At 66.5% G+C, this 21,182-nt stretch carries 14 protein-coding genes; 8 read left to right on the forward strand and 6 right to left on the reverse strand.

From position 1 onward, the window contains the following. Nucleotides 1–3: 3 nt before the first annotated feature. Genes AC1ME3_RS15280 through AC1ME3_RS15295 form a run of 4 tightly spaced genes read right to left on the reverse strand, consistent with a single transcriptional unit; the run spans nt 4 to nt 8,718 of the window. On the reverse strand, nt 4–3,363 hold the full coding sequence (locus AC1ME3_RS15280) for a cellulose biosynthesis protein BcsC (protein WP_480953834.1): 3,360 nt from the start codon (nt 3,361–3,363) through the stop codon (nt 4–6). Beyond that, a complete protein-coding gene (bcsA, locus tag AC1ME3_RS15285; RefSeq protein ID WP_480953835.1) occupies nt 3,360–7,712 on the reverse strand; it encodes a UDP-forming cellulose synthase catalytic subunit in 4,353 nt (1,450 codons plus the stop codon). The genes AC1ME3_RS15280 and bcsA overlap by 4 nt, the downstream gene beginning before the upstream one ends. Continuing rightward, entirely contained in the window at nt 7,709–8,425 is a 717-nt protein-coding gene (locus AC1ME3_RS15290; protein ID WP_480953836.1) for a cellulose synthase operon protein YhjQ/BcsQ, read from the reverse strand. Before AC1ME3_RS15290 ends, bcsA begins: the two co-directional genes overlap by 4 nt. Beyond that, entirely contained in the window at nt 8,425–8,718 is a 294-nt protein-coding gene (locus tag AC1ME3_RS15295) for a hypothetical protein (RefSeq protein ID WP_480953837.1), read from the reverse strand. The genes AC1ME3_RS15290 and AC1ME3_RS15295 overlap by 1 nt, the downstream gene beginning before the upstream one ends. A 623-nt stretch (nt 8,719–9,341) precedes the next feature. Here AC1ME3_RS15295 and AC1ME3_RS15300 point away from each other — a divergent pair. Genes AC1ME3_RS15300 through AC1ME3_RS15310 form a run of 3 tightly spaced genes read left to right on the forward strand, consistent with a single transcriptional unit; the run spans nt 9,342 to nt 14,788 of the window. Continuing rightward, on the forward strand, nt 9,342–11,024 hold the full coding sequence (locus tag AC1ME3_RS15300; protein ID WP_480953838.1) for a ShlB/FhaC/HecB family hemolysin secretion/activation protein: 1,683 nt from the start codon (nt 9,342–9,344) through the stop codon (nt 11,022–11,024). Nucleotides 11,025–11,079: 55 nt separating this feature from the next. Next, the gene (locus AC1ME3_RS15305; protein WP_480953839.1) at nt 11,080–14,064 is read left to right on the forward strand and encodes a filamentous hemagglutinin N-terminal domain-containing protein; all 2,985 of its coding nucleotides are present in this window, start codon (nt 11,080–11,082) and stop codon (nt 14,062–14,064) included. A 1-nt stretch (nt 14,065) separates the two neighbouring features. Further along, entirely contained in the window at nt 14,066–14,788 is a 723-nt protein-coding gene (locus tag AC1ME3_RS15310) for a L,D-transpeptidase (RefSeq protein WP_480953840.1), read from the forward strand. Nucleotides 14,789–14,938: 150 nt separating this feature from the next. Here AC1ME3_RS15310 and AC1ME3_RS15315 read toward each other — a convergent pair whose 3' ends face one another. Beyond that, the gene (locus AC1ME3_RS15315) at nt 14,939–15,655 is read right to left on the reverse strand and encodes a prolyl hydroxylase family protein (protein ID WP_480953841.1); all 717 of its coding nucleotides are present in this window, start codon (nt 15,653–15,655) and stop codon (nt 14,939–14,941) included. A gap of 273 nt (nt 15,656–15,928) precedes the next feature. On the opposite strand from AC1ME3_RS15315, the gene AC1ME3_RS15320 reads away from it, so the two are divergent. The 5 genes from AC1ME3_RS15320 to AC1ME3_RS15340 all read left to right on the forward strand — a co-directional run bounded on the left by AC1ME3_RS15320 (nt 15,929) and on the right by AC1ME3_RS15340 (nt 20,733). Further along, complete coding sequence (locus AC1ME3_RS15320) at nt 15,929–16,060, forward strand: hypothetical protein (protein WP_480953842.1); 132 nt, start codon at nt 15,929–15,931, stop codon at nt 16,058–16,060. Between the two features lie 93 nt (nt 16,061–16,153). Continuing rightward, nucleotides 16,154–16,597, forward strand: a complete 444-nt coding sequence (locus AC1ME3_RS15325; RefSeq protein ID WP_120300331.1) for a hypothetical protein — start codon at nt 16,154–16,156, stop codon at nt 16,595–16,597. A gap of 136 nt (nt 16,598–16,733) precedes the next feature. Beyond that, nucleotides 16,734–18,902, forward strand: a complete 2,169-nt coding sequence (locus AC1ME3_RS15330; RefSeq protein ID WP_480953843.1) for a histidine kinase dimerization/phosphoacceptor domain -containing protein — start codon at nt 16,734–16,736, stop codon at nt 18,900–18,902. Between the two features lie 161 nt (nt 18,903–19,063). After that, nucleotides 19,064–19,837, forward strand: a complete 774-nt coding sequence (locus AC1ME3_RS15335) for an SDR family NAD(P)-dependent oxidoreductase (RefSeq protein WP_480953844.1) — start codon at nt 19,064–19,066, stop codon at nt 19,835–19,837. Next, on the forward strand, nt 19,837–20,733 hold the full coding sequence (locus tag AC1ME3_RS15340) for a glycoside hydrolase family protein (RefSeq protein ID WP_480955848.1): 897 nt from the start codon (nt 19,837–19,839) through the stop codon (nt 20,731–20,733). Before AC1ME3_RS15335 ends, AC1ME3_RS15340 begins: the two co-directional genes overlap by 1 nt. Nucleotides 20,734–20,779: 46 nt before the next feature. On the opposite strand, the gene AC1ME3_RS15345 is transcribed toward AC1ME3_RS15340, so the two are convergent. Beyond that, a complete protein-coding gene (locus tag AC1ME3_RS15345; RefSeq protein WP_480953845.1) occupies nt 20,780–21,001 on the reverse strand; it encodes a hypothetical protein in 222 nt (73 codons plus the stop codon). Nucleotides 21,002–21,182 lie beyond the last annotated feature (181 nt).

The raw sequence follows: 21,182 nt of genomic DNA on the forward strand, positions 1-21,182 counted from the left end.
CGTTCATTTGGTTCCCCCCAGGGACTGGCGCAATTCGAAAGTCGATCGGTAGTCGTCATAGGTCCCGAACGTGTTGGCGCTGGCCGAGGCGCCGATCCGGGTATTCGGGTTAAGTCGGTAGAACAACGATCCGTCCGCCGAAAAGGCGAAACCGGTGTTGCTCAGGCTGTCGTAATAGGACCGGACGTCGGTGTTCCGCGCCTTCAACACATCGAGCTCGGCCTGCGCATTCGGATCGGTCGGATAGATCGGCGCACGTTCCTGTTCGAAGCTCTGATAACCCGGGGCGACGCCGAGGCGCCCCTCCCACCGTGTCGAAGTATACGCGTAGCGGATCGGCAGGCTCATGCTGAGGAAGCTCTGCGGGCTGAAATAGCCGCCATGCCCGTAGGTGAAGTAGTTCTGGTTGTTGTCGAACGCCTGCCAGTTGAGGTTGAGGCCGCCGGTGAGCGTCGAATGCCCGTCGCGATAGAGCGGGAGATAGCCACCGGCATTCGCCTGGTACCCGCGGTTATTGCGGACGTTCTCGCCGGTGTAGCGATAGCCGGAGACATCGGCGTAGACGCCCGTCCCCTCGTCGTCCCACGACAGCGACGCGCCGCCGCCGGTCCGCATGACCTGGCCCCAGCGTTCACCTGAGACGGGATCGCGCGTGCCGGCATAGGACACGACGCTGTCCGTGACCGGCTCGCGCTTGACCCAGCCTTGCGCCGACACCGTACGCGAGATCTTGGGTTTCCCGGTGAAGCCCCACGTCACTTCGGTATTATCGAACCCGATCGGCGTCGATCCGACCTCGATCCGGACGCCGGGGCTGTCGTAGGATGCCGCGACCGCGACGCCGGACGCGTGTTGCGTATCGGCTTGCGTCAGCACGGAAGGAAGCTTGTTGACGATGCCCTGAGCCTCGGGCGTGGCGTTGCGGCCGAACCGAGCGAGCGCGGAGCCAGTCGGGCGTCCGGAGTCGATCACGACCGGTGTCGCCGAGACGGAGACGCGACCGCCGACGACGCCGGTGGAGAGCGTTGCGGTACCCGACAGTTCGCGCATCTCGCTCAAACCGGTTTCACCCGAGCGTTCGCGGAAACCGAGCTTCATTTCCGCACGGGGGCCGGTGTCATCGCTCAGGCGGGCGATGTCGTCGCGCAGGCGGATGAGCGTGGCATCGCCGCCCGCAACGCCTGCTTGGGATACGGCGCCGTTCGAGGATGCGTAGCCGCCTCGTCCAAAGCTCGCCGGTGCCGGAACGCCGGGTGAGCCTGCGCCGTATCCAGGTGCCACGGTGAAAGCCATCGGCGTCGAAGACCGTCCTGCGGACGAAGCTTGGATCGGTCCTGCGCTGAGGGTGAACGGGTTTGCAGCGACGACGGGCGCCTGTTCCGCCTGGCGGAAGGGATTGCCCGAGCCCATGCCCGCGGCGAACGGATTGGCACCGCTGAGGGTGGCACCGGTGCCGGAGCGCGCGGCATAGGCCGTTTCGGCGCGACGCAGATAGCGTTTCGCTGCCCCTCGGTCGCCGCGGGCCTGCTCCATCTGGCCGGCAGCGGCGTAGATCTCGTAGTCGTCTGGATAGGCCGCGAGCGCGCGGTCGACGGTGGCGGTGGCGACGTCGTGATTGCCGCCGGCCCCTGCGCTGCCGATCAAGCCGATCAGCGCGCCCTTGTCCCGTGGATTTGCGGCGAGCACCATCTGATACGTCTGAGCGGCCTGCGATGGCATGTTGCCCGACTGGTACAGCCGGCCGAGCGCCCCCAGCACGTCCGCATTGCCTGGCGACGCGGCCCATGCCTGTTGCAGCAGGTCGAATGCCTGTGCGTTCTGGCCTGCCAGCCTCATCCGGTCCGCTTGCGACGACGCGGCGATCCCCTCGAGACGCGCGATTGCCGGCGCGGCGGAGGCGGATCCGGCCGATTCCGTCCGCGCGCGGTCGATCGCGCTGGCGACTGCGGCATCCTGCCCGGTCCGTGCCAGCACGCGGACGATCGGCTCATAGTCCGCCGCCGTTGCGGGGCTTGCGGCCAGCGCGCGCTCGGCCAGCGGAACGGCGCCGGCCTGATCGCCGAGATCGTTCAGACCGCCGGCGATCGCCGCGAGCGACGCCGCGCTGAGCGTCGGGGTCGTGCCGATCTGGCGCAGCGTCGCGATCGCCTCGCCGCCGCGACCCTGCGCCGCGATCGCCTTGGCCCGCGCGACGGCGGAGTCCACCGCGATCTGCGCCTCGAAACGGCGGATCGCGGGCGTCTTCTGGGCTTCGGTCAGCCGCGACAGCAACGACGTCGCCTGCGCCTGCCGACCGCGCTCGTTGTGGAGCATCGCCGCGGCGTAGAGCGCGTCGGCGGTACCGATCGTCTGGATCGACTGGATCAGCGCCTCGGCCTCGGGCGCGCGGCCCTGCCCGATCATGTACCTTGCGTATTCGTAGCGGATCCATGGGTCCGCGGGGTCGAGCAACAGCCCGCGTTGGAACAGGGCATCGGCCTTTGCCGGATCGCCGTGGGTGGCCGCCTGCAACGCGTCGTTGCGCACTACGCGGCTTTCGAGCTGCGCTGCGCTGCCTCCGGCGGATCCTGCTTGCCGTGCGAGATCGGCCGAGTCGGCATAGCTACCCTGGCGTTCGTAGATGTCGGCGAGCAGTGCCAGTGCGGGTGCGCGATCCTTGACGCCGCTCCGTGCGAGCGCTTCGGCCTGGGTCTGTGCGCCAGAGACATCGCCGCCTGCGAGACGCGCGCGGGCGTCGTCGAGCCCGGCGTAGAATTGCGCGGATGCCAATGCCTCCGACCAGCGCGCCCGATTGCCGCGTGCCGAAGCGCGCGACAGGAGTTCGGCGGACTCGGCGAAGCGCGACTGCCGTAGGCGGACGACACCGAGGCCGCCTGCCGCGTCGGCATCGTTGCGGTTGTTGGCCAGCGCCGCCTCGAACTGGCGTTGCGCCTGCACCAGGTCGCCCTGTTCGAGCGAGCGGAAGCCTGCCGCGCGCGAATCGCCGCCGCGGTCGGATGGCGTCGGTGCTGCTCTGCGTGCGGGGGCTCGAGTAAGAATCGTCCGCGATGCGGTGGCGGGCGTCGGTGCAGGCCCGGTCATGCTCGACGGAGCCTGCGCTGGCGCTCTGCTCGGTCGTGCGGCAGGTGCCGCAGCCGGGGCGCTCGACGCTGACAAGGCGCGGCGGGCTTCGGCGTTCGAAGGATCGATCGCGAGTGCACGGCGATAGGCTGTCCGCGCAAGGTCGGCCCGACCACGTGACTGCCAATACCGCCCTTGCTGGACGAGCGCGCCGACCCCGGCCACCTGTGCCACCGCGGGCTGGACGAGGAGCGGCGACGCGATCCCCGCGGTCAGCAGCGCGAGCGTGGTGAAGCGGATCATGCCGCGTCCTCCGACCCGAGCCGGCGACGTTGCTGGCGCACCAGCAGCAGGTACAGCGGCCCTGCCAGCAGCAGCGCGATCAACAGCCCGCTAAGCGCCATCAGCAACGGCCGTTCGCTGAACCACCAGCCGATCCGCATCCACACCGGCAGCGATCCCGACCAATAGGTCTGTCCGACCGCGAAGCTGCGCATGCCCTCGCCATTGGTCACCGACAGATCGCCTTGGACCTGCGCGTTGATCCGCTGTTCGGCGAGGCCCTGGACCATTTCGGGCAGGTCGGCGGTATTGGTGCTCATCACCGCCACCACCGTCCGCGCCGCATCATAGGGCGAGCGGAAGCTGACGAACCCGTCGAACCGTTCGGCCGTGGTCAGGAACGCGTTGGTCTCGCCGACGTCGCTTGCACCATAGGGCGAGATCAGGCCGAAGACGCGCTCGATCGGATTCCGTTCGACGACGCGCAGTCTGCCGTTCTCGATCCGCACCGGCGCACCGGCGAACAGCGCGGTCGCGCCGGCGGTCCGTGGGATACCGATGACCAGCACGTCATGGCCTTCGAGCCGGTCGCTGTCCGAGGCCTGCGTGACGGTCACGCCCGTCGTCGCGGCACCGGTCGAGTCGCCGAAGCGGCCCATCATCGCCAGGAACGCCTCGACGATACCCAGGTCGGGCGAGGCGGGGACGACGACGACGGTCTCGGCAAGGTCGGGACTGATCGTGAACGGATAGCCTGCGTTGGCGAAGGTCGCGAGGCTTGGCATCCGCTGCGCATGATAGGCGTGCGTCAAGTCGATCGCGCTGTCCGGGTCGATCGCGACATGGACGTTCTCGGGCAGCGTGCCCTCGCACTTCTTCTTGGTGCCGAGGATCAGGTTGTAATCGAAGATCAGCTCGTTCTGGCCGAACAGATTGTAGTTCGGCAGTTCGACTTTTGCGCGGGCCTGGCTCGACGATGCGCCGTCCTGGCCGCCGATCAGCGCCTTCCACCACGCCGCGCCGGCGAGCGGGAGCGTCCGCAGATACTGGTTGTTGATCGAGATATCGAGCCGCGACGCGCGCCGGTCGAGCCACGACGCCGACGGATAGCGATAGCGCAGGTCGAGCGATGCGCCACCCCGCGGCCAGAAGAACAGGTCGGGCGCGGTCCGGAACGCCGCGGTGAGCGGGCCTGGCGGCAGGCCGACGCCCTGCAGGGCGCGGGGGTCCATGATCTCGCCCAGTTTGACGGCACGGTCCGAGCGGAGCCAGCGCGGTGCGGCGTAGCGCGCATAGGTCGGGATGCGGACACCGTCGAACGACGCCGCGGCGCCACCGATCGTGCCGCGGCCGGTGGCGAGCGCGGCGGCGGCGAGCTTCAGTTCGCGCTCGTCGCGGCCCATCACCAGCAGCAGCTGGCCGAAACCGTCGAACGGGTTGCGGATCACATGCGCCGATGGGCCGGCGATCGTCGGGACGTAGCTGCCGACCCGCATGCCGGGACGCAGGAACACGATCGCGTTGCCGCGCGGGATGCGGCCATAGCTCGGCTTGAACGCGAACCCGCGATAGCTGGCCAGCCGTCCGAACCAGGATGCGACGCTGGCCGCGGCCTCGAGTTCGCCATTCGACGGCGCCGCCCCGAACACGAACGGCAGGTTGAGCGGCAAATTGTCGGCGCGATCGAAGAATGGCGACGGCAGCCGTGCAAGGTCCGGCCCGAGCGGCAGACGCTGGATCGTCAGGTCGAGCGCCGAGCGCGTATTGCTGACGTTCGCCCAGAGCGAGCTGTGGAACGGATCCTCGCAATCGCGGGTGTAGTGACCGATCAGGCGCAGGTTGAGCTGGTTGTCGCCCGGCAGGAACAGCGCGGGATTGACCGCCATGGTGAGTTGCTGGCCGCCGGCACCGTCGGGCGTGAGCCGAACGGTGCGGACGACTTCGCCGTTCAGGATCACCACGAACTGGCTCAGATCCGGCAGCAATGCGGGCGACCAAGCGAGCGCCAACGTTAGGTTAGCGGCCGTAACGACCTCGTTGCTGCGAAGCCCGAACGGGATCGCGATCTCGCCGCGGGTGCCGGCAAGACGGATCGCACTGCGGATACGCAGGTCGCGCAGTGTGAGGCGCTCCTGGCGGATACCACCCGGTGCTTCGGGTGCGGATACAGGTATGGCCGGCGCCTGCGCCGCGACCGGCTGCGGCAGGCCGACGCTCATCACCAACGCGGCAGCGGCCAGCGCGGCGGTCGCGGCCTTCAGCCGGGTGCGCTCGCGGCGACGTTCCGCGCGATTGAAGCCGAGCAAGCGCTTCAGCGTGACGAGATCGACGACCAGGATGTCGCGAAGCGATCGAAGCGTCGAGATCGGAGCGCGGGGCGCTTCCGGTTCCCAGGCATCGTTGCGGCCCATGACGGCGCGGACGAGTTGACGTAATTGAAGCATGTCGAGTTCCAGAAACCGCATGGTGGCCATGTTCTTGTCGACGCGTTGCGTCTGGACGGGGAGCGTGAGGACTTCGTCGCCCATCGGCAGCGCGACGTGCGTGACCTCGCGGTCGGCGAGCGTCACGCCGGGTGGCGCGGTGATCGCAAGCCCGCCCATCGACAGGTCGATCGTCTCCGCATCGACGACGTGGCCGTCGGCGAAATAGAGCGTCGCCGGCAACTGAACGGGGATGCGGATATATTCGCGGACCTGCCGCGTCTCGCGCGCGACCGATACAGCTGCGAGCAGGATGACGAGGCTGAAGACCGCCCACACCGTGTTCAGCACCAGCGTATCGCCCTGGATGTTGAACAGATGCGCGAAGAAGAAGTATTTGACGCACCCGAAGGCGATCCCGAACAATACCAGCCCGATACAGATCAGATGCGGGCGCGCGGTCGCGGTGTCGAAATGCGTCTTGTCGAGCAGAGAGCCCTTGTCGGTGACGTTGAACTTGCCGCCGTGCGGCCGGAACAGCGTGACCACGGTCGGCCTGACGAGGTGGAACGCGAGGATCGTCTCGTACACTTCGCCCCAGAACGGCCGGCGATCGCCGCCCTGCAACCGCCCGCCCGAAACCTGTGCGCAATAGAGATGCGCGGCGGCGTAGGCGAAGATCATGCCCGCGGACGCGTGGATGATGTTCTCGCCAAGGATCAGATACGCCAGTGGGCTGGTCAGGAAGGCGATGCGCGGCAGAGGAAACTGGAAATGCAGCATCGCGTTCAAGTAACAAAACCGCTGCTGAAGGCTGAGGCCACGCCCGAACAGCGGATTGTCGATACGCAGGATCTGCGTCATCCCGCGTGCCCAGCGGATGCGCTGGCCGATGTGCAGCACGAGCCGCTCGGTCGCGAGCCCGGCCGACAGCCGGATGCCGAGATACGCGGTCGACCAGCCCATCCGTTGCAGGCGCAGCGCGGTATGCGCATCCTCCGTGACCGTCTCGAACGCGAACCCGTTGGTGTCGGCAAGCGCCGCGCGGCGGATGATCGCGCACGACCCACAGAAGAAAGCGGCGTCCCACAGATCGTTGCCGCGCTGGACCGCGCCGTAGAACAGGTCGCCCTCGCCCGGCAGGTCGCGAACCGAGCCCAAATTGCGCTGGACCGGATCGGGCGAATAGAAGTGATGCGGCGTCTGAACGAGCGCGAGTTTCTTGTCGCGCTGGAACCAGCCGACCGTCATCTGCAGGAAGGCGCGCGTCGGCACGTGATCGCAGTCGAAGATCGCGATCAGCGAGCCCTCGGTGTTCGACATTGCCGCGTTGAGGTTGCCCGCCTTCGCATGGTTGTTGTCGGCGCGCGTGATGTAGCCGCAGCCGACCGATCGGGCGAACGCGCGGAATTCGGGGCGGCGGCCGTCGTCGAGCAGGTAGACGTGATAGCGATCGCGCGGATAATCCATGTCGAGCGCGGCGAGCACGGTCGTCCGGACGATCTCCAGGCTTTCATTGTAGGTCGGGATATAGACATCGACGGTCGGCCATTCGTGCGGCTCGCCCTCCGGCTCGACCGACTGTCGATCGAGCGGCCACGCGGTTTGCAGCACGCCGAGCGCGAGGATGACCCACGCATATAGCTCGGCGAGGTACAGTCCCATGCCGAGTACCGTGCCCAGCGCGCTTTCGAATTCGAGCGTCGCCGTGGTCCGCCAGAACAGATAGCGCGTCGATACGACCAGCGACAGCAAGGCGAGCACCAGCGTCCCGCGACGCGACTTCGACCGGCCGAGCACGATCGCGCCCAGGATCGATACGCCCGCGAAGATCCACTGCGACTTCAGGTCGAGCGGGACGGTCACGACGACCAGCGTCAACAGCGCCGCGACGACGATGCCGAGCGTATCGGCGCGAAACATCTTGCGGACCGAACCGCGCGTCATTCCGCCGGCTCCGTGGCGGCGACGAGGCCGCATCGCGCCTCGATCGCGATGGTCATCGCGGCGAGATCGGGGAGCACAACGCTCTGCTTGGCGTAGCGGGCGATCGGCTGGAACGACGCCAGCGCCTCGTTCACCGCCTCGTCGCGGCGGACCGTCGCGATCAGATTGTCGCCGAACAGCGCGCGTAGGAATATCTGCGAATGGCGCGACAATTTGCGCGTGTCGTCGACCTGGTTGAGCACGAACACGGTCTGTTCGAGATCGATTGTCGGCGTGCCCGGCTGGACCTTTGCCAGCGCTGCGAGCGACGTCGGTTGCGGCACGAGCGTGCACAGGTGCAGCGCGGCGTGCGGCAACAGGCTGGTCTTCAGCGCAAGGTCCGCACAGGCGACATCGGCGATCACGATCCGCTCGCTATCAAACGGCGACGCGCCCGACCGCGCGATCAGGCGCCCGAAGGCGCCGCTCTGGACGGCGGCATAGCCCGACAGCAATTCGACCCCGTCGACGACGATGCCTTCGGTCGTGGCGTCGGTCATAGCCGGAATTTCCTGCGCGGGGAGCATCCCGAAGAACAGCTTCAACGCGTCGGCGTGCGTAAAATCGATCGCGGAGACGTCGTGCCCCCGTGCGGCAAGGCCGAGCGCGAGACGCGCTGTCAGGAACGTGGTTCCAACGCCGCCGACGGGCGAGTGGCACAGGATCAACGGCATCAGCGGCGCTCCGCATTGTCGTCGGAAAGCCCGGACAGGAACGCTCGGAGGCTACCGCCCTGGCGCTGACCGGAGTCGCCACGCGTCGATATGTCATCGTAATCGCTCAGGAAATTCTTGGCGGGCGCCCTCTCCTCCGTCGAACGGTCGGCACGACCGACGACGCGCTCGTCCTCAAGCAGCGCCGCGAACAACGGCCAAGGCTCGACGTCGGCAATTGGGTCGGCGAACTGGCGATACTGGAAATCGCGCTGTCCCAGTCTTGCTAATAGTGCCTTGGCATCGGGGCGCATCGAAAACTCCTTGTTTCCGGACCCTCGCCTAAAATGCACATCAAGTGGTTAATACTAGCAGTAACTTATCTACAACTGCAAGGTCGCCAGGGATAATATGGGAGGAAAATCCCCTAGTATCGGGAGTTTATGGCGCTAACGCATACCGAATATACCGATGAGAGATGATCCAGATAATTCTGTGGATCCTTCAGGAAACCGTTTTGAGGGGATGCAAATCGTAACTTCAATCGTTTTGACAATCGAATCGAACGGCAAATCCTCCCAGCGTTTTTCTAAAAACCGAAACGGGAAAACCTAGTTGGCTGGTAACAGACGACTAAACCACCATAAATTGTAATTTTGTGATCGACCAATCGAAGGTTTTAGCTTGAATTTGATCCAGGTTTCAAACATAGATCAATTTAGCTGGTATAGGCGGCCAGCCCGAACGTTGCGGCCGACTATTTGACGTCGACCCTGACAGTTCGCGTGTACATGCGTTGGAAGCGACAATAGTCGCGCCATAGTATCTTCGAAGGCTTCGTCCTCGCTTCGGGCGCTCTACCCCCCTCCTCGAACGGCTCCCGCTGCTGCGGATGGGAGACCCGTGCCTTCCATCCGCGGTGACTTTCGAGGTGTTCATGTACAAGTCGACCCTTTGGGCGGCCGCGCTTGCGGCTGTGAGCCCGGCTGCCTTGCTGATTTCGACGCAATCGGCACAGGCACAGGTTCCCGTGGGGGCCGGTGGACAGCTCCAGCAGATCCCGCCCGTACCGCTGAACGAGACGCCCGCACCAGACTTCGGGTTCGAGCGCAAGACGCCGGTCGTCGTTGCCGCCACGAGTGGTCCGAAGACGCTCGTCCGGTCGCTGCGCGTAACCGGGGCGACGCTGTTTCCGGAGGCCGACTTGATCGCCGCGTCGCAGTTCACGCCGAACAGCGAGCTCGACCTGTCCGACCTGAAGACGCTCGCCACGCGGATTACCGCCTTTTATACGAGCCGCGGCTATTTCGTCGCGAACGCCTACCTGCCCGCACAGGACGTACGGAGCGGCGCAGTGACGATCGCCGTCATCGAGGGACGCTTTGGCGCAGTCGGCGTCAAGAACGAGTCGCGGCTGTCGGACAGCGTCGCGAACGGCATCCTTGCCGGGCTCGACGTTGGCGATCCGGTCGCGGTCGCGCCGCTCGAACGCCGCTTGCTGATGCTCTCGGACCTGCCCGGCGTGCGCGTGTCCTCGACGCTGAGCCCCGGCACCGCGGTCGGCACGTCGGACCTGCTGGTTGCGATCACCCCCGGCCAGAGCATCACCGGCAGCGTGGAGGCCGACAATGCCGGCAACCGCTACACCGGCGCCTACCGCGTCGGCGGCGTGGTCAACTGGAACAATCCAACCGGCTCGGGCGACGTGCTGAGCCTGCGCGCACTGACCTCGTTTTCCGGGCTCGCCTACGGCCGCGCATCGTATCAGGCACCGATCGGGCAGGTCACACTCGGCGTCGCCTTCGCGCATCTCGAATACTCGCTGGGCAAGGAATTCGACAGCCTCGACGGCAGCGGCAACGCCGATGTTGCCAGCGTCTATGCCAGCTATCCGCTGATCCGGTCGCGCGACAATAATCTGTACGTGACGCTTGGCGGCGACGTGAAGTGGTTCGAGGACAAGATCGGCATCGTCGACGTCACCACTTTCCGCCGCGCGCAGGTCGTCACCGCAGGACTTAGCGGCGATGAGCACGACACGCTGCTCGGCGGCGGCTGGAGCGCGTATTCGCTCAGCTATTCGGTCGGCAATCTCGACATCCGCGGCGCCTATGAGCGTTCGGTCGACGCGCTGACCGCGCGCACCGACGGCAGCTATGGGAAGGTGCAGTTCAGCTTCGCGCGACTGCAGACGATTGCCGGGCCACTGTCGCTGTTCGCCTCCGCGCGCGGCCAGATCGCGTTCAGCAACCTCGATATCTCCGAGAAGATGGAACTGGGCGGCGCCTATGCGGTGCGCGCCTATCCCGAGGGCGAGGCGTACGGCGACCAGGGCTATGTCGCCACCGCCGAGGCGCGGCTGGCCTTGCCGCAGGTCGTGCCGGGTGCGCTCCAGCTGTTCGGGTTCGTCGACGTCGGCGAAGTCGATTACGTCAAACACCCGTATTTCGACGGATCGAACCACGCGAAGCGCAGCGCGTACGGCGCTGGGCTGAGCTGGGCGGGACCGTACGGTATCGCCGCCAAGGCGACCTATGCACGCAAGCTCGGCGATGCCGATGCGACGTCCGCCCCCGACAAGTCGGGCCGCGCCTGGTTCCAGCTCTCGAAGACCTTCTGAGCGCGCCAGCCCACCAAAATTTAGCGGCCATCCGCCGCCACCGAGGATACCGCACATGACCCCCATCCCTTCGTCGATCAGAAACACCAGTCGTCCCGCCCCCACCGTCACGCGCACGCGGCGCGGCGGGCTGTTCGGCACGACCGGCCTCGCACGGTTCGCCTGGCTGATCGGGTTCAGCCTCGCCGGCACGATGGCTGCCCGCCCGGTTGAGGCGCAGACGCTGCCGACGGGCGGCGAAGTCGTCGCGGGCCAGGCGAGCATCGCGACCGGCAGCAAGTCGCTGACCGTGACGCAGACCAGCGACCGCGCAGCGATCAACTGGCAGTCCTTTTCGATCGGCAAGGGCAAGAGCGTCGTCTTCGAGCAGCCGACCAGCAGCTCGGTCGCGCTGAACCGCGTGCTTGGGTCCGATCCTTCGGTGATCCTGGGCAATCTGTCGGCGAACGGGAAGGTGTTCCTGGTCAACGCGAACGGCATCCTGTTCGGCCAGACCGCGAACGTGAACGTCGGTGGGCTGGTGGCCTCGACGCTCAACATCTCCGACTCCGACTTCCTCGCGGGCAAGAACAGTTTCGCAGGGACCAGCGGCGCGAGCGTGCAGAACGACGGCACGATCACCGCGAAGAACGGCTATGTCGCGCTGCTCGGCGCGAACGTCGGTAACGGCGGCACGATCAAGGCGAATTTCGGCACGGTCGTGCTGGCGGGCGGCGAGGCGATCACGCTCGACGTGGCGGGCGACGGGCTGCTCAACATCGCGGTCGACAAGGGTGCGGTCGGCGCGCTGGTCCGCAACGGCGGGCTCATCCGCGCCGACGGCGGCAAGGTCGTGATGACCGCGCAGGGTGCGGGCGACCTGCTCCACACCGCGGTCAACAACACCGGCATCGTCGAGGCGCGCACGTTGCAGAACCGCGGCGGCACGATCATGCTGCTCGGCGACATGAAGACCGGCACGGTCAGCCTCGCCGGCACCCTCGACGCCAGCGCACCGGTCGGCGGCAATGGCGGCTTCATCGAGACGTCGGCGGCGACCGTCAACGTGGCGGACAGCGCCAAGGTCTCGACCTTCGCGCGGTCCGGCATGACCGGCATGTGGCTGATCGATCCGCAGGATTACGTGATCGGTGCGGGCGGCAACATCTCGGGCGCGACGCTGTCGGCGCAGCTCGTGACGACCAGCATCACGATCAGCACGATCCCCGCGGCGGGCGACACGACCACCGGCAACGGCGACATCTTCGTCAACGACGCGGTCGCGTGGACCGCGTCGGGCGTGCCGACGACGCTGACGATGAACGCATTCCGCGACGTCAACATCAACGCGCCGATCACCGCGACCAACGGCAACATAGTCGCCTGCTGTGGCCGCGACGTGAACGTCAACGCGGACCTGACCACCACCAACGGCAGCATCCTGCTCAACGCCGGGCGCAACGTGCAGGTGTTTCACGCGATCACGACGACCGACGGCAACATCGCCTTGTGCGCAGGCCATGACGTGATGATCGACGCCGCGGTTACGCTGACCCGCGGCACGACAATTCCGGCGCAGAGCCTGGGTCTTCCCGTCGGCCTCACGCTGATCGCAGGGTCGGACGGCACCGGGCCGGGCGTCAACGGCGGCACAATCGTGTTCTCCGCGTTGTCGCCGCCGACCACGGTCACCGCGGCGCCGGTGTCGATCAACTACAACCCCGTTTCGTACACGACGCCGACCGACTTCTCGACCGAGTTCGTGCTAACCGAAGGCGCGGCGATCACCCAGCGGATGCTGCTGTTCCCGACCGCGCAGAAGGTCGCCGACGGCACCAATGCGGCGGTGCTGAGCGGGTTCAACACCAACGGCACCTCGGGCACGCCGACCGGCGTTTCGCTGGTCGCTGGCCCGGATGCGACCGCGACGTTCGACAGCACCGGCGAAGGCACGGGCATCGGCGTCAGCTTCACCGGCTACACGCTGACCGGCGCGAACGCGGACCAATATGCGCTGGCGAGTTCGTGCTGCGTCGCCGGGTTCCGGACGACCGGGACGATCACGGCTGCGGCACCTGCTCCAGCACCAGCGCCTGCTCCAGCACCGGCGCCTGCTCCAGCACCGGCGCCCGCTCCAGCACCGGCGCCCGCTCCAGCACCGGCGCCTGCTCCAGCACCGGCGCCTGCTCCAGCACCGGCGCCTGCTCCAGCACCGGCGCCCGCTCCAGCACCGGCGCCTGCTCCAGCACCGGCGCCTGCTCCAGCACCGGCGCCTGCTCCAGCACCGGCGCCTGCTCCAGCACCGGCGCCTGCTCCAGCACCGGCGCCCGCTCCAGCACCGGCGCCCGCTCCAGCACCGGCGCCTGCTCCAGCACCGGCGCCTGCTCCAGCACCGGCGCCCGCTCCAGCACCGGCGCCCGCTCCGGCACCGGCGCCCGCTCCAGCACCGGCGCCCGCTCCGGCACCAGCGCCCGCTCCGGCACCGGCGCCTGCTCCGGCACCAGCGCCCGCTCCGGCACCGGCACCGGCACCGGCGCCCGCCCCGGCACCAGCGCCTGCCCCCGCTCCAGCTCCAGCTCCAGCTCCAGCTCCAGCTCCAGCTCCAGCTCCGGCACCAGCGCCTGCCCCGGCACCGGCACCGGCGCCCGCCCCGGCACCAGCACCCGCTCCAGCACCAGCGCCCGCTCCGGCGCCAGCTCCGGCACCAGCGCCAGCTCCGGCACCGGCGCCCGCACCGGCACCAACCCCGACGCCTCCGCCAGTACTCGCGCCGCCCCCGGCCGCGACACCGCCCGTTACCCCTGTTCCGAACCTACCGAATGCTACGCGGCCGTTTCTGGAGGTTCCGCCGGTGACGGTGCGTATCCCGACGCCGCCGACGATCGAGGTCGTCGTGGGTGGCGTGACGTATCCGACGCCAGAACGGCCCGGCACCGTGATCGTAGAAACGCCCGAAACGCCGCAGGTCGTGCAACCGGTCGTCGAACGCCCGTTCGTGCAGCCTACGCCGCCCAATACGCCAGCCGTGCCCAATTATCCGCGGAAGCAGGCGCGTCATTGAGATGATCGGGACCGCGCGGCGTGGCGTCTCGGCGCCCCCTCGCTGGTTTTCGCGCTGGCAGGCACTGCTAGGCTGGGGAATCGTTGCGGGCGCCGCCGCCGTACCGGGCATCGCGGCGTCCCCCGCGCCGGCGTCCATCGTCGCCACCGCGGCGCCGGACGAGGCTGGCCGGTTCGGCGGCGTGACAACGTCCGACGACGTGCGCGACACGGTGAACTGGGTGTCGACGTCGCACGACAATCACGCGCTGCCGTTCGTCGTGATCGACAAGGTGAACGCGGTGGTGCTCGCGTTCGACGGCCGCGGTATCTTGCGTGGGCGGGCGCCGGCGTTGCTCGGGATGGCACGCGGGGACGCCAGCGTACCGGGTATCGGCCAGCGCAAGCTAGCGACGATTACGCCCGCCGAGCGCACCACGCCGGCCGGTCGCTTCCAGGCTTCGCTCGGGCGCGATTTCGAACAGGATATCCTGTGGATCGACTATGATGCCGCGCTATCGCTGCACCGCGTGATCAAGGGGCGCCGCGTCGACGATCGCGCCGGACGGCTCGCATCGGCGACACCGAGCGACAACCGGATCTCGTATGGCTGCGTCAACGTGCCGCCGGGATTTTACGACGATGTGGTGAAGCCGCTGTTCACCGGCACGGTGGGAATCGTTTATATCCTGCCAGAGACCAAGCCGCTGCGAAGCGTGTTTGCGGTTCCGGTCAGCGAGAAGTAGCGGATCTTGCTAATCCTCCCCCGCTAGGGGGAGGTGGCACCGCAGGTGACGGAGGGGGCGGACACGGAACAGGTGTTACCCTTTCCTCCCCCTCCGTCTGGCAAAAGCCAGCCACCTCCCCCTGGCGGGGGAGGATCAGGAGGGGCCACTTCACTGACACCAAGGCCGTTCGCGATACCATTTCGTCAGTACGTACTTCACGCCCTGCTCGACCGGCATGCCCTGGTGAAGCGAGCCCGGGTTCGGCGCGCCGTACTCGTCCATGTTGTTCCAGATTACGAGATTGCCCGCTTTCGGCGTGATCATCACCCCCGCGGTCGGGTAGTTCGTGCGCCCCCCTGCCTCGGGTTCGTTGAGGAAGGTCATCGCCGACCAGGTCCGCTGGCCGCCCATCGTCACCTGGTCCAGCCAATAGGGCTGTTCGGTATCGAAATAGTCGTGATGCGGCTTGAACTCCTGCCCTACCGCGTAACGCTGCCCCTGCAACGCCTCGCCGTAGCGCGGCTCGAGTCCTGTCAGCAGGTCGAGCTTGCTCTCGACCGCAGTCACGGGCGCGGGGCCCAGATAAAGGTAGCACGTCTCGCTGGTACGGTGCGGGGACACCGGGGCATCGCCGACGACCGGCGACGGCACGCGATTGGCCTCGATGAGCGCGATCACCGCGGCGCATTCGTCGAGCGTGAGAAAATCGCGAACGATGTAAAGCTCCACGCCGTTCGCCGGCATCCGGACCGCGCCGGGATAGCACAGGATCCGATCGCGCACCTGCTCGGCAGAGTTCGCCCTGCCAAGCGCTTCGCTTTGACCATCGCGACGATCGGTGGATCGTGCGTACGAATTGGCGCCCAGGCTTTCAATACTAGTCATAAAGTCCGCAATACTCACAAGAATCACGATATGGATTATGACCTGGATCTATAAAGCAGGTTAAGTTTCGTACAACGTGCATCCTTATCAGATAACCGACGTTTATCCTGTACGACCAACATAGGTTAGGCCGGTTGCGCGACTACATCGCGAACCGCAGCCCTCATGGATGCGCATAAGTCGCACCTACCGAAGAGTTCGGGAACATCCCCCGCTCCGCTGCCGGCGTGAGCCTTGGGTGACGCGATTGAACGACATCGGCGGAGACTTACCATGAACCCGAGATTTCTCGTGGGCGCTGGACTTTGGTCCGGCGGGCACACCACCCTGTCGGTCGCGACCGAAGCGCAGAACCAGCGCATCCCCCAGCGGATCAAGGACCGGCAGACCGAACGCTTTCGGTAGGCGCTCGCGGGTCGCGCGCTGAACGCTCGACCCACCAACGCTTCCCCAATTCTGCTCTTACTCGTCCTCGCGCCTCGCGGGGCCAGGATAGTCATGTTCAAAAATCTTCTAGCCGGCGCCGCCGCGGCGTTCCTCGCAGTCATCCCGCAACCCTCGGCCGCGCAGACTGTGGTATTGCCGGGCGCGCTCCTGCTCGCCGGCTACCGCGCGACCTGCGGACCGGTCGACACGATGATCCAGCCGATCAACGATATCGCCGCCGCGTACAAGGGCCGCATCATCCTCCACCCGCGCGTCCTCGACTTGCCGCGCGCGCAGCAACTGTTCTGGTACACCCACGAATGCGCGCACCAGATCTTCGGTCCGGGCGAAGCCGCCGCCGATTGCTGGGCGGTGCAACAGGGCAAGATCCAGGGCTGGCTCACTCGAGACGAACTGTCGAAGCTGGGCGGAACGATGCGCTATTATCCAGGTGACGCGACGCATACCGACGGCGCGGCGCGGGTGGTGGCAATGGACGCCTGCTTCGCACGATAATCGAACGACATTCCCAAAAGGTGATGGGGACTGATCCAGGTCGTTGACAAGGGGTCACCGGGCGCTTCTGTATCGTTAGCGTAACGATACTGCCCCGCCGTGGTGTCGGATCGCCTCCGTCTGGATTGCACACGCCATGCCTGGTTCTCTACCCGAGGCGATAGACGGCGGTGCACGGTCGCACGGCCCGGACGTTTCCGCCTGCGACCGCGAACCTATCCAGCGTCCTGGATCGATCCAGCCGCACGGCCTCGTCCTCGTTGCCGACGCCTGCACCTTCAAGATCATGGCGGGCGCGGGCGACATCGAAAAATTGCTGGCGCCGCAGTGGCTCGGCGCGAACCTCGACGACCTTCTCGGCCAGCCCGTCTCGGCGCAACTCGCGGCCAAGCCCAACGTCAGCACGGTCGTGCTCGCGCGGATCGTCGGCACCGAAACGCCGTTCGACGCGATTGCGCACCGCGTATCGAACACCATCGTCGTCGAACTCGAGCCCGCCCCCCTAGCGATGCCGTCCCCGATCGACGTTCTGGTGGAGATGGACGAAGCCGCGGCAACGTTCGAACAGGCGTTCGGCCTGCGCGAACTGTGCGAGCGCGCCGCGAGAACGTTTCGCCAATTGACCGGCTTCGACCGGGTGATGCTGTACCGCTTTCTCGACGATGACGCCGGGGTCGTCCTGGCCGAGGACCGCGATCCCGCGCTCGGCAGTTTCCTGAACCAGCATTTCCCGGCGTCCGACATCCCGAAACAGGCGCGCGCGCTGTACGTGCGGAACCGTGTCCGCATCATTCCCGACATCACCTATGAACCGGCATTGCTCCGTCCAGCCGGTGCGACGCCGCTCGACATGAGCGATCTAGCGCTGCGCAGCGTATCGCCGATCCACCTGCAATATCTCGCCAACATGGGCGTCGCGGCGTCGGCGTCGGTGTCGATCGTCCGCGACGGCGCGCTGTGGGGCCTTGTCGCCTGCCACCATCCGACGCCGAAGTTCCCGCCACTGCATGTCCGCATGGCCTGCCGTGCGCTCGCCGGGAGCCTTGCCCGCCAGATTCGCGCGAAGGAGGATGCCGAACTTTACCGCGAGCGCATTCGCCTCCGCACAGCCGAAGACGCGGTCGTGCTTCGGCTCGGCAGCGACATCTCGCTCGCCGGCTTCTTCGCGACCGCGGGCGACGACATGTGCCGGATGCTCGGCGCCGACAGTTTCGCGGTGGTTCGCGGGACCGAATTGTTCGTCGCAGGTCGCTCCCCCCGCCATGACGACATCCGCGCGGTCGCCGCTCATGTGATCGATCTCGGCCGGGCGCTGCCCTTCTCGACGGATCGGCTATCGGAACAGCTGCCCGCAGCCACCAGTTTCCAGGATCTCGCCAGCGGCGTTCTCGCGGTGACGATGTCGACCGACGAGCCGACGATCCTGATCTGGTTTCGCGCAGAGCAGATCGAGGTGATGAACTGGGCCGGCAACCCGCATAAGGATCTGGGCGTCGATCCTCACATACCGTTGACACCCCGCGACTCGTTCGAGAGCTGGAGCGAGGCGGTTCGTGGTCGATCGGTACCGTGGACCTTGTTCGAAATCGAGGCGGCCGGGCGGCTGAAGCGGACGATGTTCGATGCCCGCCAGAACCGTCGCCTGTTCGAGGTGAACCGCGAACTGACCGCGACGATCGCCGACAATGAGAGCCTGCTGCTGCAGAAGGACTATCTCATCAAGGAGGTCCATCACCGCGTCCAGAACAGCCTGCAACTCGTCTCCGCGTTCCTCGGCCTTCAGGCGCGGGCGGTCGGAGACGACGTGCTGACCGCGCATCTTGCGGAGGCGCAGCGTCGGCTCTCGGCGGTCGCGATGGTCCACCGCCGACTGCATTCCGACGAGCACGTCCAGGCGGTCGATCTGGCGCGGTACATCGGCGACCTGTGTACCGAGATCAAATCGACGATGGACAAGTCATGGGGCGGCCAGATCGAGCTCGAACTCGCGCCGATCCTGATCTCCACCGACCGCGCGGTCAGCGTCGGGCTGATCCTGACCGAACTGGTGATCAACGCCAACAAATATGCCTATGCCGGCGCGTCGGGACCGATCACGATCGCGCTCGAACAGCATCGCAACCGCTTTCGCCTGATCGTCGCCGATCGCGGTCGTGGCAAGGCGAGTTCCGGGGCCGGGTTCGGGTCGCGGATGCTCATGTCCATGGTCGCGCGACTGTCGGGCACCATCGAGGAGGCCGACAATGGCCCCGGCCTATGCGTAACCATCGGTGCGCCGATCGCCGACGAGTCGTCACATGTCTGAACAGCCCAATCCGTCGCGGGTATACCATCGGGCTTAGTGCCGACGACGTTAGGTCTTTAGACGGCGCTGCCGACGAACTTCGGATCGCATGACGGCGAGGTGAAAAGCGCGTCATCCCGCCAATTCCTGCAACTCAGCGCGGCATCGCCTGTTGGGGAAGAATGACCATCTTCAACGATCAAATCGCCATCGTCACTGGCGGTGAATCCGGCATTGGTGCTGCTTGTGCCAAGGCGCTCGGCGAGGCCGGCGCGCGCGTCGTCATCACCTATTTCAAGGACGCGGCGGCGGCGCAGGCGGTATGCGCGGCGATCGGCGGCGCCGACCGCGCGATCGCCGTCCAGGCCGACGTCGGCGACGAAACCGCGATCGAACATTTGTTCGCGCAGGCGGAAGCGGCGTTCGGCACGGTCACGCTGCTCGTCAACTCGGCGGGCCTCAACATGAGCGGCGTCATGCTGGTGGACATGGAGCTGGCGCAGTTCGACCGGGTCATCCGCTCCGACCTCTACGGCCCGTTCCTCACCTGTCGCCGGATGGTACGCGCCCTCGAAGCCAAGAATATCAAAGGCCGCATCGTCAACATCTCGTCGATCCACGAACGTGCCCCGCGACCCGGCGGCGTCGACTATGACTCCGCTAAGGGCGGCCTGTCGCAACTGACGGCGACGCTGGCACTGGAACTTGCGCCGAAGGGCATCGCGGTCAACGGCGTCGCACCGGGCATGATCCTGACGCCAATGAACCAGTCCGCGCTCGATCATCCGCAGGAGCTCGCCGCCAAGGAAGCCGCGATCCCCTGGAAGCGCGCCGGACGGCCCGACGAGGTGGCGTCGCTGGTGACGTTCCTGCTCTCTCCCGCGGCGGACTATATCACCGGCACGACGGTGACGATCGACGGCGCGCTGTCGCTGACCGTCGCGCAGGGCGCGTGATGATCACCTACGCGGTCGAGCAACTCGACACCGTCGCGATCTCGGCCAATTCGATGATCGACGGCATGGACCTGATGAGCCCGTTCGTCTGGAAGGAAGGCGACCTGTACCGGATCATGGTCCGCGGCGTTCCCCATCCGCTCGGACCGCATGATCCGACCGGGATCATCGCCCGCGGCGAAAGTCGCGACGGTCTGTCATTCACGATGGATCCCGGCCTCGCGATCACCCCCGGTCCCGGCGCGGAGGACATGGGTGGGTGCGAAGACCCGACCGTCCTGGTGACGCCCGATCACGAGTATCTAATCTATTACACCGGTGTCGATGCGGACCGCTCGCAGGGCTGCATGATCCTCGCTGCCGGCCGTGACCTGACGGCGATGGTCAAGGAGGATCTGGTCCTCAAGGCGCCCCCGGGCGAGGGCAACATCAAGGAAGCCACGCTGGTACAGACGAGCGCCGGCGACTGGCGGTTGTTCTACGAATATGCGGCAAACGGTGCTTCGCGGATCGGCATGGCGGGCGGCCCGACTGCGAAGGGACCGTGGACCGTGCTGCCCGATCCGTTCGGGATACGCGAGGACAGTTGGGACAATTGGCATCTGTCGACCGGGCCGATCTGGCAGGCGGAGGGTGCCGATCCCGTGATGTTCTACAACGGCGCGACGCATGATGCACGGTGGCGGATCGGCTGGATCAGCTTCAGTCCCGATCTCGCACGGGTCACGGGGCGCGGGTTGGAACCGCTGCTCGTGCCCCCGCCTGCGCTGAGCCGCGAGGCCACCGATATTGCGTTCGCCGCGTCCACCGTCGCGGAAGGCGACCGGATTGCATTATATTATTCGCTCGAGGACCGCATGCTGCGGCGCGCGTTGATCGGACGTTATAGCCGCTGACCAAGAGAAAGGTCGCGGGCGGCATACCGTCCGCGACCTTTGATCATCAGCCGTGAGTGCGAGCAGCGGCTTTCTGTGCGCGTGCCTGCTTGGCATAGTGGTGATGCGCTGCAACACAGCCGATCGCGGCCCCCGCAACCGCATGGCCCTTACCGACGAAATGCCCGCCAACGCCGCCAGCGGCAGCGCCGCGGATACAGCCCTTCGCCAGCACGGGCGACGCCGTCATTGCGAAGAGCGGAAGAGCGAGCAGGGTAATGAAGCGCATGGCGGTATCCTTGAAAGCACTGCAGGAAGACCTGAAATACCGTTCAAGCCGCCACCGTGTTCCGTGAGAAATTCGTCATGTTCTGCATGCGCGAGGATCTCTCCAACGATACGAACTGTCCGTCCTAAGATATTGAAGATGCGGTAGTCCTGTAACGAGCGGCACATCCACCGATCCAGGG

The organism is Sphingomonas sp. BL2, assembly GCF_056680015.1.

What these genes read in the sequence shown, in the direction of transcription:
- AC1ME3_RS15295 (WP_480953837.1), bottom strand. Translation starts at nt 8,718, where the DNA reads ATGCGCCCCGATGCCAAGGCACTATTAGCAAGACTGGGACAGCGCGAT.
- AC1ME3_RS15340 (WP_480955848.1), top strand. Translation starts at nt 19,837, where the DNA reads ATGATCACCTACGCGGTCGAGCAACTCGACACCGTCGCGATCTCGGCC.
- AC1ME3_RS15320 (WP_480953842.1), top strand. Translation starts at nt 15,929, where the DNA reads ATGAACCCGAGATTTCTCGTGGGCGCTGGACTTTGGTCCGGCGGGCAC.
- AC1ME3_RS15300 (WP_480953838.1), top strand. Translation starts at nt 9,342, where the DNA reads ATGTACAAGTCGACCCTTTGGGCGGCCGCGCTTGCGGCTGTGAGCCCG.
- AC1ME3_RS15290 (WP_480953836.1), bottom strand. Translation starts at nt 8,425, where the DNA reads ATGCCGTTGATCCTGTGCCACTCGCCCGTCGGCGGCGTTGGAACCACG.
- AC1ME3_RS15345 (WP_480953845.1), bottom strand. Translation starts at nt 21,001, where the DNA reads ATGCGCTTCATTACCCTGCTCGCTCTTCCGCTCTTCGCAATGACGGCG.
- AC1ME3_RS15330 (WP_480953843.1), top strand. Translation starts at nt 16,734, where the DNA reads ATGCCTGGTTCTCTACCCGAGGCGATAGACGGCGGTGCACGGTCGCAC.
- AC1ME3_RS15315 (WP_480953841.1), bottom strand. Translation starts at nt 15,655, where the DNA reads ATGACTAGTATTGAAAGCCTGGGCGCCAATTCGTACGCACGATCCACC.
- AC1ME3_RS15280 (WP_480953834.1), bottom strand. Translation starts at nt 3,363, where the DNA reads ATGATCCGCTTCACCACGCTCGCGCTGCTGACCGCGGGGATCGCGTCG.
- bcsA (WP_480953835.1), bottom strand. Translation starts at nt 7,712, where the DNA reads ATGACGCGCGGTTCGGTCCGCAAGATGTTTCGCGCCGATACGCTCGGC.
- AC1ME3_RS15335 (WP_480953844.1), top strand. Translation starts at nt 19,064, where the DNA reads ATGACCATCTTCAACGATCAAATCGCCATCGTCACTGGCGGTGAATCC.
- AC1ME3_RS15325 (WP_120300331.1), top strand. Translation starts at nt 16,154, where the DNA reads ATGTTCAAAAATCTTCTAGCCGGCGCCGCCGCGGCGTTCCTCGCAGTC.
- AC1ME3_RS15310 (WP_480953840.1), top strand. Translation starts at nt 14,066, where the DNA reads ATGATCGGGACCGCGCGGCGTGGCGTCTCGGCGCCCCCTCGCTGGTTT.
- AC1ME3_RS15305 (WP_480953839.1), top strand. Translation starts at nt 11,080, where the DNA reads ATGACCCCCATCCCTTCGTCGATCAGAAACACCAGTCGTCCCGCCCCC.